The organism is Bacillus sp. 220_BSPC, assembly GCF_001054655.1.
In the GTDB taxonomy this organism is placed as follows: domain Bacteria; phylum Bacillota; class Bacilli; order Bacillales; family DSM-1321; genus Peribacillus; species Peribacillus frigoritolerans.
Map to the genome: position 1 here is coordinate 1 of NZ_JVPL01000069.1, position 12470 is coordinate 12470.

Consider the following 12470-nt stretch of genomic DNA (forward strand, 5'->3'; position numbering starts at 1 on the left):
GCTATTCCCGCAGGAGTCTCGCACACCCGCTCCAATCAACTATGTTTAAAAATTTAGATAGAACTCCTTTTGTCTACTGAGATAGAGATTATAAGCAATCTCTATCTTTTTTATCCATGTTCATATGCAGTGCAAAATGTTTTGCAATTCATGTTCGGCAATTTGTACGAATTCTTCGTTTTTTTGAAGACTGAAAATGTTTTTGGATTGCTTTATATAGTGCAGTCCTTCTTCAGGTTGTTTCAGCTGAACCAGATTCTTACCAGTTAAAAGATGGAGTTCCGCATATAAATATAATGATTCTATCGAATTACAAATGTTGATCCCTTTAAGAGTATAATTTAATGATTCCTGATAATAATGGAGTTCAGTCAATGTTTGTGCTAATCCATGAATGATCTTCACGATAATGGTACCTTCCTGATTCACATGGGGAATATTCTCGATAAATTCCAGTGCTTCATTGAAGATGGTGATGGCCTCTTCATAATTTTTCGTTTTAAAATGGATGATCCCGATACTATTTAAAACTTCTATTTCCTGTTGATGAAGAATGACCCGTTTACCCATGGTAATCTGCATGACCTCATTCAACAATTCTATAGCCTTTTGTTTGTCATTGTACAAATGAAAAAAAGAGATACCTTCATGCCATTTTATGAATTGATAAAATGATATCGATTTTTCCGGTGCAGTTGCCATTTCTTTTTGGACGATTTCATAAATTGCTTCATAATTACGTGTCCGTTTGTATTTGTTAATCAAAAGTTTAATCGTTTCTATGTAATTATAAATCGGTTCATTTTTAGTAGTGAAGAAATACGGCAGATCAACTTTAAGTTTATCCGCAAAAAGTGCCAATTCATCAATGGTTGGAGAAGTGATGCTTCTTTCATAATCTGTCAGGGCATTAGGTTCACATATATCCTTAGCCAGTTCTTCTCTTGTAAGATTTTGTTTTATTCGTAATTCGTTGATAACAGAGCCAACCTCTATTTTCATTACAATTGCCCCTTTGTACCTATATATAGAATTTTATTTTAACATAATTTAATTTTCATCAGTAAGATAATTGAAAGATAGTATGATATAACTACTTTACCTGTATTCCTTGGGTACCATCCAACTAAAAAATAACGAAGAACGTTTTCTTATTGAAGCGATCAAACTGAAATTACGTCTTTTCGATATAAAGTGAGAAAGGTATATAATCATTGATAATAGCAATCATGAGACTTGGAATATAAGAATAAATAAAAAGAGGCGGCAATCTGCCGCCTCTAAAGCTTTTAATTTCCAATGAATTGTTGGGTCCAATAGTGGGCGTATTTCCCTCCAGTTACATGCCCGATTCCAATGTGCGTATAGTTTTTGTTAAGGATATTCGCCTTATGTCCGGGGCTGTTCATCCATGATTTCATGACAGCATCCGCACTAGGTTGACCTGCTGCGATATTTTCCCCTGCGTACTCGTAACTGATTCCAAAGGATTTCATCATATCGAAAGGCGATCCATAACTGGGACTTGTATGATTGAAATAATTATTATCACGCATATCTTCAGATTTTAGAATGGCTACGTTGGAAATGGCTGTATCCATTTTAAGTGAAGGGAGGCCCGATTTTGCACGTTCTTCATTAACTAAACTAAGGACCTGCTGTTCAACTGATTGACTTTCTTTGCGATTAACCGTGGTATTGGATGATTCGGGAAGATTTATGGTTTGTCCGATTCGAATTTGATTTGCATCGCTTATAGCAGAGTTCGATTTAAGTAATTCGTCAATGCTGACACCATATTCAGAAGCGATTTTCGTTAAGGTATCTCCTTCTGCCACCTCGTAAGTATTGGCTCCCAAAGCGACTTTTGGAGATAGAAGTGATAGTGACAGTGCGGATAAAAGGATGATTTTCTTCATTTTAATTCCTCCTAGTAGAATATCTGGATTGGAAGTATAGTATCCTATAAAAATAGTTTTGTGTAAAATTAGCTCATTCCATTCTTTATAGGACTAGGAAAAAGGGATAGTATGAGAATATACATAATACGGGTACATATGACTTGGCAGATTATATGGTAAATCCAAATCATAGGTCTATTTGATAAATTGGAATGATGGATTTCTGGAAAAAAAGAATCATTTTACGTTTGCAGGCCATGTTTGTCAAGGTAAATAATAAGTGCATCAAAACGATATAGTTATATGGAACTAAAAAGGATGAAACTAATTAATTATCCCAAGAGTGGAGCTTGTATGGATTTAAAGGCAGGGAAAGTGTTTTGGAAAGATACATTTGAAGCGAGAAAATATCCCATGTTGGAGGAAGAACTTTCATGTGATGTTTGTATAGTAGGGAGCGGTTCATCAGGGGCATACTTTTCCTATTTTTTGGCAGAGACTGGTCTGAATGTCGTCCTGATCGATAAACGGGATATAAGTGAAGGAAGTACGGTTGCGTATACTGGACTTTTACAGTTTTCAAATGATAAAACTTTTACTTCCCTCATTCATAGTTTTGGAGAAGAAGCTGGGACACCATTCGGACACTTGAGAAAGAGGTCGTTCCAAGTTTAAAGGAAAATCCGGATTTTAAAATTAGAAAAAGCTTGTACTATGCATCCAATCCCATGCACGTTTCTAAGCTTAAAGAAGAATATAGGAATCTTAAAACCCGCAATTTCCCTGTTGAATATTATACTGAAAAAGAGATTAACCGGAAATTTTCGTTTCCGAGATAATGATGCTGAAATCAATCCTTATAAACATTCACCTTTTTTGATTGAAAAGGCTGTTTCGAAAGGCGTACGTGTCTATGCAACAACAAAAATCAATGAAAAGATAGAGAATCAAACCCAGTTATTTACCGAAACGTGTCACACGGTACATGCACAGACGGTCATCTTCGCAATTGGTTATGAAGCCCAAGAAGAAGTGAAGGATAAAATGCAGTGATTCTCAGTTCATATGCCATAGCAACAAATCAAATAGCCGATCAAGCTAAATGGCATGATAATATGATGATTTGAGAAACGGCACGGCCTTATTAATATGCAAGAAAAACTCCTGACAATCGAATTATCATTGGTGGCCTTGATGAATCGACCGGTTATCTGGAAAAAGGGATTCAATGATTTTGAACAAAAGAGATAAATTAATAAAGCGGCTTGTCAATCTGTTTCCAGAATTAGAGAATCGGATCTGGACTGATTATTATTGGGGAGCTTTTTTGGGTGAGCCCATGATGGTTTACGGACAATAGGAATGTATCCTGACCATCCTAATTGCTACTTCTTATTGGGTTATGGCGGGAATGGGACGGTTTACAGTGTCATCCTTTCCCAAATCATCAGGGATTTGATTACAAAGGGAGGACATGAGGACTCGGCATAGTACGTTAAGGAAAGGCATTTTTCAAAAAGTATTGTCCATTAAGACAGGTATCTCTTCATCATGAATCGAATTAAGTAGACAGCTGAATATACGGAGGGATTCTTCGATGTGGTTTAAGGAATTGGAAACAGAAAGGCTGCATTTAATCGAAATAGGTCACCATCATGCCGAGAGTCTGTTTGAAATCCTCTCTAAAGATGAAGTGACCCAATATGATGGGATAGAAAGTTTAACTCTAGTAGAAGATGCCCGCCGCTTAATCGACTCGTTTAAAAGTGCTTATATAAACAAACGAGGGATGCGGTGGGGAGTCATTCTAAAGGATTCAGGCAAATTCATCGGTACTGTTGGCCTGCATCAATTGAGCCTAGCCAACAAACGCGCCGAAATAGGATATGAAATCCATCCTGAATATTGGAGGAAACACTTCACGTCTGAAGCTGTAAACGAAGTATTGCGCTATTGCTTTGAAGAATTGAGACTAAATAGAATCGCCGCTTTAACTTTCAAGGATAATATTGCATCCAGAAACCTTCTGAAGAAATTTGGATTCAAAGAGGAAGGCAGCCTCAGAAGTTATCTATTTCTTCGTGATCAGTCGCATGATGCCCTGGTATTTTCCTTGTTGAATACGGAGTATTGCCAGTTAAGGCAACAAAGTGTTCAGGAATCATATAGATTTTAGTTTGGTATAGAAGATTGCAGCTGGCCCAAAGTGCCAGTTTTTTTATTTGCAGATGATTTTATATCAGTAAAGGACAATATACATATTTTTCATGTTAAAATGGTATGCGAATTCACTAATCAGTCCGGATGGACATAAAAAGGAGCAAAATCATTGTGAAGATATTATTTCCGTTGCTTGCGGTCCTGGGCGGAATCACCATTGCCATACAAGGACAAATCAATGGTGGATTAGGAAAAAAAGTGGGGGTCATTGAAGCTTCCTTCATTTCGTTTGGAATCGGGACTCTCGCTTTATTATTTATTGTTTTGTTTGTGGGAAATGGAAATATTTCTGCCATCGCGTCTGTACCCAAATGGCAATTAACAGGCGGACTGTTAGGGGCTATTTATGTTATTGTGATCGTATTGGTCGTGCCTCGGATTGGAGTGGCACCGACATTGGTCGGGGTTATAGCAGGCCAGATAATTATTGGGGCAGTCATTGACCATTTCGGTTTATTTGGAGGCGTACGCATCCCATTGGATGCGAAAAAGGTGGCAGGAATTTGTTTACTTTTCGTGTCATTATATTTGTTTAATCATAAATGAAGAAGGGGCACTTTTCATTGAAACGACGGGTACATATAGGGGAATATTTCTATTCTCCTATAGTTAATGCCTATTATTTGGAGATTGATTAAAGAGAACTAAATATTTTAACGAAGTAATGCATTATCCTGCTAAAATATTTTATTTGAGAGGGGATGGTTTGCTAGGAAAGTTGTCTTAGTAATCAACCTAATATTAATTATTAGAATATTTAGAAATAAATAGACAAGAGAACCTATATGAATACTGATTTAGAGGGGTTTGTAAAAACACCTGGAAGTCGGAAGTCCTTTTAGGTGATCATTTCTATTTACCTAGTATCTAGATCGAATTGATTAGCAATTAATTACTATATTGTGAAAAGGTACTCACCGGTTTATTGATTTTTTGATTTATTCGTAATATACTTAAAATTCAACATCTTTAATTCGAGGTATAGTATCTTTGGCGAGGTGAAAAAAAGGTGATTTTTTACCTAGTAAACTGCATTAATTGCCATTTTTAGGTAGAAATTAAGATTTATGCAAACGGTTCGCTAATTGATTTGGGTGAATTTCTGCAATGAATGCTTCTACTTTTCCTCGCAATCATTATATGTACTATACGGAAGATTAATAGGTGTTAGAAGGATAATCTCTTAAATGGGAATATTCTAAGAAAGATTAAAGATGAGGGGGAATATTTTTTGAAAAAGTCTAAATTTTCAGTGCTTGCTCTTCTTATGGCCATCATGCTTATTCTTGCGGCATGCAACGGCGGTTCGAAGGAAACTTCGAATGAAAAAGAAGGAGGCTCGGGTGACTCATCCGGATCAAAAGTATTAAACGTAAACAATTCGAGTGAACCTGGTTCGCTTCACCCTGCAAATGCTCAAGGTACTCATGAATCATGGATCCTTGAACATACGTTCGAGGGGCTGACAAAGAAAACAGAGGAAGGCAAAATCGTCCCTGGTTCTGCAGAATCATGGGAAATCAGTGAAGATGGATTAACTTGGACATTCAAATTGAAAGATGGTTTGAAATGGTCAAATGGAGATCCGCTTACAGCCAATGATTTCGAATACGCTTGGAAATATGCTTTGAAACCGGAAACGGCTGCAGATTATGCTTACCAACTTTATTATCTTAAAGGCGGGGAAGCATACAACAGTAAGAAAGGGAAGGAAGAGGATGTAGGGGTTAAAGCGACAGACGAACATACATTAGTCGTTACTTTGGAACAGCCTACACCATATTTCCTTGACTTGACATCTTTCTATACTTTCTATCCAATCAATAAAAAGGTACAGGAAGAAAATCCAAAATGGGCTTTGGATGCAAAAACTCACGTTTCAAACGGGCCGTTCAAATTAACGGAATGGAAACATAAAGAAAGCCTGAAAATCGAAAAGAATGAAAATTACTACGATAAAGATAAAATCAAATTGGATGCAGTTAACTTTGCTCTAATTGAAGATGAAAATACCGCATGGCAAATGTATCAGAGTGGCGAATTGGACCTCGCATATCCACTGCCAGTGGATATTCAAGGTCAAATGGTCAATTCTGATGATAAAGAATTCAAAATGGGCAAAGAACTTGCTGTTTACTATTACAACTTTAATACAGAAGTGAAACCTTTCAATAATGCTAAAGTAAGGAAAGCGCTTTCAATGGCTATCGAGCGTCAAAAAATCACCGAAAATGTTGCTCAAGGAGGACAAAAGCCTGCTTTCGGCGTAGTCCCTCCGGGTATTCCTGATGCATCTGGAGATTTCCAGGAAAATACAGGTAACCTATTTAAGGAAGATGTTACCGAAGCTAAGAAATTGTTAAAAGAAGGACTTGCTGAAGAAGGCATGAAAGAATTACCTGAGTTTTCAATTTTGTATAACACTTTAGATTCACACAAGAAAATTGCTGAAGCGGTTCAAGGAATGTGGCGTGATAACCTGGGTGTTGAAGTGACACTTGAAAATGCAGAATTCCAAGTTAAGCTTGACCGTGAAAAAGCTGGTGACTTTGAAATTTCCCGTGCAGGATGGGTTGGTGACTATGTTGACCCGATGACATTCATGCTTTGGGAAACGGACGGCGCCTATAATGATGCAGGTTGGTCAAACAAAGAATATGATAATTTATTAAAAGAAGCAAAATCTACAATGGATCCAAAAGAACGCATGGATGCTTTGCATAAAGCAGAGAAAGTCATGATTGACGAAATGCCGATCCTTCCGGTTTACTTCTATACAAAACCATATATGGTTAAATCGAATGTTACTGGAGTTTTTGCTCCAATTAACGCTTATCCGAACTTTATTTACGCGGATAAAAAATAATAGAAGGATAATAGTGAAATGGGAGGTATGTCCGATTAAGGTCATACCCCATTTTTCAATTGCGAATTTGAATATTTCATGCATTCATTTCCGTTTTCAACTTCTTAGAAAATCGATGATTGGGGTGATTACCATGTTGAGATATACATTAAACCGTTTTAAATGGGCGATTATTACTTTATGGGCTGTTATTACATTAACGTTCATCATAATGCATACGATTCCGGGAAATCCATTTGCAAAAGAAGGAGCCATGCCTCCTGCTGTTTATGAAAACCTTCAAGTCCACTATGGATTGGACAAGCCGTTGTTGACCCAATATGGGAATTATTTATTGGAAGTCGTTCAATTTGATTTTGGTCCTTCATTGAAATCTTCATCCATTACCGTGAATGATTACATTTTGAAGGGGTTTCCGGTGTCATTGCACTTAGGGGCACAAGCTTTGGTGATTGCCATCTTCTTTGGCCTCATTTTGGGTGTCGTGGCATCACTGAAAAGAAATAAATGGCCCGACTATTTATCAATGATCATTGCCATCGTAGGGATTTCCGTTCCTAACTTTATCCTTGCGACTATTTTAATCAATTATTTCGCAATTAAATGGAATATATTCCCTGTGGCTACATGGGCGACATGGCAGCATACCATTTTACCATCCATTGCCCTTTCCATGATGCCGCTTGCTTTCATCGCGAGACTGATGCGGACAAGCATGCTTGAAGTAATGGGGCAGGATTACATTTTGACAGCAAAAGCCAAAGGATTGAAACGGAGCGGTGTCATAATCAAACATGCGATTCGGAATGCGTTATTGCCGATTATCACGATTCTGGGCATCCTTACGGCTAATATCGTGACAGGAAGCTTCATCATTGAGCGTATTTTTGGTATTCCGGGCATGGGAGATATGTTCGTAAAGGGAATATCCAACAGGGACTACCCGGTGATTCTTGGTTCCACAATTGTGTATAGTGCGGTGCTTATTCTATTGATATTCATCGTTGATATAGCCTATACGTTGATTGATCCTAGAATTAAAGTGACGGGGGAGAAGAAATAATGGCAGATAAAGTGCATTTAACCGAAGATATGTTCCAACCCGCCGAAGGCAACTTTAAGGAAGCTGAAAAAATAGCAAGACCTACAGTTTCATATTGGTCTGACGTCTGGCGTCGATTTAAAGAAAATAAGCTGGCGATGACGGGGTTTATTCTAATAATCCTCTTGGTCTTGATGGCGATTTTTGGTCCGTACATTAACGGATATACTTATTATGGACAAGATTTCGAGAAAAAGAATCTTAGCCCAAATAGCGAGCATTGGTTTGGAACGGATTCATCAGGAAGGGATCTATTTACGCGAGCTTGGTACGGTGCAAGGATATCCTTGTTCATTGGATTGATGGCAGCGCTGATCGACTTTTTAATTGGTGTCCTTTATGGCGGGATTTCTGCCATTCGCGGCGGACGCACGGATAATATCATGATGCGTTTCGCTGAGGTGATCTATGCGATTCCATACCTATTGATGGTTATCTTAATGATGGTCGTATTAAAACCTGGTATTCTGCCGATCATCATTGCAATGTCGATTACGGGGTGGATTCCGATGGCGCGACTGGTACGTGGACAAGTTTTACAACTGAAAGAGAATGAATATATCCATGCTGCAACAATCTCTGGAGCCAATACGAGCTGGACTTTAAGAAAACACATGATTCCAAATACAATGGGACCGATCCTTGTCAATTTAACGTTGACTGTACCTACTGCCATTTTTGCCGAAGCTACACTTAGCTTTTTGGGACTGGGAGTTCCGGCACCTCAGGCAAGCTGGGGAACATTGACAAGTGATGCACTGGGAAGCATTCTGGTAGGGAATTTCTATCAACTGTTAATCCCGGCAATTTTGATTTCCTTAACGATGTTCGCGTTCAATGTGGTTGGTGACGGATTGCAGGATGCCTTAGATCCAAAACTACGGAAATAAATGAGTCCTAACATAATGATTTGATATTACTAGAATAGGAGGGACGATGATGGAGAACCTATTAGAAGTCAACGATTTACAAATCACCTTCCATACTTATGCAGGTAAAGTGCAAGCGGTTCGCGGTGTGAACTTTGGCGTGAAAAAGGGGGAAGCCGTTGCGATTGTTGGGGAGTCCGGATGCGGCAAAAGTGTTACAGCGAAATCTATCATGAGATTATTGGAAACACCCCCGGCAGAGTATGGAAAAGGGTCGATAAACTTTGGCGGTAAAGACCTTCTTAAAATGAGTGAAAAGGAAATGCAGAGGATTCGAGGGAATGAAATCAGCATGATTTTCCAGGATCCGATGACTTCGCTCAATCCAACGACAAAAATCGGCAGCCAGATCATGGAAGGCATTTTAAAGCATAATAAAAACATGTCCCGAAATGATGCATACGAACGGGCGTTGGAAACACTGAAACTAGTAGGTATTCCACAGCCGGAAAAAAGAATGCAGCAATATCCGCATGAGTTTTCAGGTGGTATGCGCCAAAGGGCAATGATAGCGATGGCCCTTGCTTGCGAACCGAAATTGCTGATTGCCGATGAACCTACAACTGCATTGGATGTAACGATACAAGCGCAAATATTGGAACTGATGAAAGATATCCAACGAAGAATGGATACTTCCATCATTTTAATCACTCATGATTTAGGTGTGGTTGCGGAAACTTGTGAACGGGTAGTCGTCATGTATGCAGGCAAGGTTGTGGAGACGGGTACGGTAGAGGCTATATTTTCAAACCCGCAGCATCCTTATACAAGAGGTCTGCTTAAAACGGTGCCAAGGCTGGATATGGAAAAAACGGCTCCGTTGGTTCCGATTATCGGATCACCACCGGATTTATTGGATCCGCCAAAAGGATGCCCATTTTACCCAAGATGTGAATCAGCAATGAAAGTGTGCAAAGGCCATGATCCGGAGCTTGAAGTAGTGGAAGAAGGTCAGACAGCCGCATGCTGGCTGCACCACCCGATGGCCAAGGCAGCACAGTTACAAGCACCGACTAATGTATAAAGGAGGAGAACCAATGGTTTCACTGAAAAATAAGGCCGTAAAAGAAAAGACATACAACGAAAATTCTCCTCTTGTTGAAATAAAGAATCTGAAGAAGCATTTTCCTATCGGTTCTCAATCACTGAAAGCGGTAGATGGTTTGGATCTCAAAATCTATCCAGGGGAAACTGTCGGCCTTGTTGGGGAAAGCGGTTGCGGTAAGTCGACTGCAGGTCGTACAATCACTCGATTATATGAACCGACAGATGGAGAAGTTCTTTTTCAGGGGAAAAATATTTTCGATTACAAACCCGGGGAAATGTCACATATCCGCCGTGAAATACAAATGATTTTCCAAGATCCTTACGCATCCTTGAACCCAAGGATGAAGGTGGAGGAATTGATTGGGGAACCACTTGCCATTCATGGGATATCAAAAGGTAAAGAGCGAAGAAAACGGGTGGAAGACCTGTTAAAGCTGGTTGGTTTAAGTCCGGAACATATCACTCGTTTTCCGCATGAATTCAGTGGCGGACAACGCCAGCGTATTGGAATTGCAAGGGCCTTGGCTTTAAATCCTAAATTCATCGTTTGTGATGAACCAATCTCTGCCTTGGATGTTTCGATACAGGCCCAAGTGGTCAACTTATTAAAAGAACTGCAAAAAGAAATGGGATTGACTTATTTATTCATAGCGCATGATTTATCGATGGTCAAGTATATTTCAGATCGTATTTTAGTCATGTACCTTGGCAGGATGATGGAACTTTCGGATAGTGATTCCTTAACGAAAGATCCGCTACACCCATACACACAGGCCTTGCTATCCGCAGTGCCGATACCAGACCCGACTATTAAACGGGAAAGGATCGTCCTTAAAGGCGATGTACCAAGTCCGATCAATCCGCCGAGCGGCTGTGTATTTCGGACGCGCTGCCCTAAGGCGATGGAGATATGCTCCAGTGCTGTACCTGAATGGAAAGAACAAAAACCAGGACATTTCGTTGCTTGTCATTTATATTGGTAAACAAAAAAACCAGTTGCATTTGCGACTGGTCTTTTTTTACACATTTATGTAAAATATTTTTAGAATAGAAACGATTATCAAATTATTTATCAGTATGTCAAAATAAAAAACTAGGAATCTGAAAATAAAACATATAAAATGTAATTATATGTAAATATAAAATTCTGTTGAATGTTTCAATTTGTGAGAGAAGGAGGGACTGTTATTGTATTCCACGATAACTAGTGAGATCGTCGATCGTGTCATGATTGTTACTCTTAATCGTCCAGAGAGAATGAATGCTTTCAATGAAAAGATGTGTGAGGAGATGATTCGCGCTTTTAATGAAGCGGATGAAAATGATGACGTAAGAGCCGTCATATTAACTGGCGCTGGGGATGCTTTTTGTGCTGGAATGGATTTGGAAAAAGGTGCAGAAACGTTTATGGATCACACTCCTTTGGTTGAATATCGCGATGCAGGAGGAATGTTGTCATTACGGATTTTTGAGATGAAGAAACCTATGATAGCAGCCATTAATGGAGCGGCAGTCGGGATTGGGATAACGATGACTTTGCCCATGGACATTAGAATTGCTTCAACAGATGCAAAGATGGGTTTTGTATTTGCAAGGCGGGGGATAACGATGGAGGCATGCAGCGGCTGGTTCTTGCCTAGACTTGTCGGAATGGGCAAAGCTTCCGAATGGATTTTTACCGGCAGGATGATTACGGCCAGTGAAGCATATGAGGGAAGGCTGGTAAACAAGATCGTCGAGCCAGAAGAATTGATGTCTGCAGCAATGGAGATTGCGACAGACATTGCGGAAAATACATCTTCCGTCTCTGTGACGCTATCCCGGCAGTTAATGTGGTCCATGCTCGGTGCGAACCATCCTGTTGAATCACACAAAATAGAATCGAAAATGATTCATTGGACCGGAAAACAAGCTGATGCACTAGAAGGAATCGAAGCTTTTCTCGAAAAAAGGAAAGCCGATTTCAAAATGAAAAGCAGCACGGATATGCCTCCGTTTTATCCGTGGGGAACGGATCGAACATATGAAGCGGATAAGAAATGAATGAATGGTAAGGTCGATATCGAGGGCTTCGGAAGTGCTTGATAATTTTTACTTTTCGGATAAATTAGGGTTTCTTTTCTTAGTGTGTTATACTAGGTTTACCATTTACTAAACTTGTTTCATGTTCCCTATTCCCTGTGAATAGGGTTTTTTTATGATTGTTTTTTCGATCAAAAAAAACAGACCCTACAAGTAGGGTCCGTTATATATTGTATTTAAAATTATGCTTTTTGAACGTTAGTAGCTTGGGGTCCACGTTGACCTTGCTCAACTTCAAAAGTAACTTCTTGACCTTCGTCTAATGATTTGAATCCTTCGCTTTGGATAGCTGAGAAATGTACGAATACATCGTCTCCGTTTTC

At 39.2% G+C, this 12470-nt stretch carries 13 protein-coding genes; 10 read left to right on the top strand and 3 right to left on the bottom strand.

The features are described 5' to 3' along the window. Nucleotides 1-120: 120 nt before the first annotated feature. Complete coding sequence (locus ADA55_RS04055; protein WP_048679416.1) at nucleotides 121-1002, bottom strand: helix-turn-helix domain-containing protein; 882 nt, start codon at nucleotides 1000-1002, stop codon at nucleotides 121-123. Nucleotides 1003-1289: 287 nt separating this feature from the next. Then, the gene (locus tag ADA55_RS04060; protein ID WP_048679419.1) at nucleotides 1290-1919 is read right to left on the bottom strand and encodes a CAP domain-containing protein; all 630 of its coding nucleotides are present in this window, start codon (nucleotides 1917-1919) and stop codon (nucleotides 1290-1292) included. Between the two features lie 336 nt (nucleotides 1920-2255). On the opposite strand from ADA55_RS04060, the gene ADA55_RS28200 reads away from it, so the two are divergent. The 10 genes from ADA55_RS28200 (at nucleotide 2256) to ADA55_RS04105 (ending at nucleotide 12108) form a co-directional block, all read left to right on the top strand. Further along, nucleotides 2256-2576: an FAD-dependent oxidoreductase gene (locus ADA55_RS28200; RefSeq protein ID WP_048883281.1), complete on the top strand. Its 321-nt coding sequence runs from the start codon at nucleotides 2256-2258 to the stop codon at nucleotides 2574-2576. Nucleotides 2577-2687: 111 nt separating this feature from the next. Beyond that, nucleotides 2688-2954, top strand: coding sequence for a hypothetical protein (locus ADA55_RS28205; protein ID WP_142398481.1), 267 nt, complete (start codon nucleotides 2688-2690; stop codon nucleotides 2952-2954). Between the two features lie 544 nt (nucleotides 2955-3498). Next, nucleotides 3499-4077: a GNAT family N-acetyltransferase gene (locus tag ADA55_RS04070; protein ID WP_048679424.1), complete on the top strand. Its 579-nt coding sequence runs from the start codon at nucleotides 3499-3501 to the stop codon at nucleotides 4075-4077. A gap of 155 nt (nucleotides 4078-4232) precedes the next feature. Continuing rightward, nucleotides 4233-4667 (top strand): DMT family transporter, encoded by a 435-nt coding sequence (locus ADA55_RS04075; RefSeq protein ID WP_048679427.1) that lies wholly within the window; start codon nucleotides 4233-4235, stop codon nucleotides 4665-4667. Between the two features lie 685 nt (nucleotides 4668-5352). Next, nucleotides 5353-6987, top strand: a complete 1635-nt coding sequence (locus ADA55_RS04080; RefSeq protein ID WP_226990405.1) for a peptide ABC transporter substrate-binding protein — start codon at nucleotides 5353-5355, stop codon at nucleotides 6985-6987. A 133-nt stretch (nucleotides 6988-7120) separates the two neighbouring features. Then, on the top strand, nucleotides 7121-8050 hold the full coding sequence (locus tag ADA55_RS04085) for an ABC transporter permease (protein ID WP_048679446.1): 930 nt from the start codon (nucleotides 7121-7123) through the stop codon (nucleotides 8048-8050). Beyond that, nucleotides 8050-8979: an ABC transporter permease gene (locus ADA55_RS04090; RefSeq protein WP_048679430.1), complete on the top strand. Its 930-nt coding sequence runs from the start codon at nucleotides 8050-8052 to the stop codon at nucleotides 8977-8979. The genes ADA55_RS04085 and ADA55_RS04090 overlap by 1 nt, the downstream gene beginning before the upstream one ends. A 49-nt stretch (nucleotides 8980-9028) precedes the next feature. After that, entirely contained in the window at nucleotides 9029-10042 is a 1014-nt protein-coding gene (locus ADA55_RS04095) for an ABC transporter ATP-binding protein (protein WP_048679433.1), read from the top strand. Nucleotides 10043-10055: 13 nt separating this feature from the next. Then, entirely contained in the window at nucleotides 10056-11048 is a 993-nt protein-coding gene (locus ADA55_RS04100) for an ABC transporter ATP-binding protein (RefSeq protein ID WP_048679436.1), read from the top strand. Between the two features lie 205 nt (nucleotides 11049-11253). Further along, nucleotides 11254-12108: a crotonase/enoyl-CoA hydratase family protein gene (locus ADA55_RS04105; protein ID WP_197281826.1), complete on the top strand. Its 855-nt coding sequence runs from the start codon at nucleotides 11254-11256 to the stop codon at nucleotides 12106-12108. Between the two features lie 221 nt (nucleotides 12109-12329). Here the strand turns inward: ADA55_RS04105 and ADA55_RS04110 are convergent. Then, the coding region (locus tag ADA55_RS04110) for a cold-shock protein (RefSeq protein WP_048679439.1) at nucleotides 12330-12470 on the bottom strand (141 nt) is incomplete at its 5' end.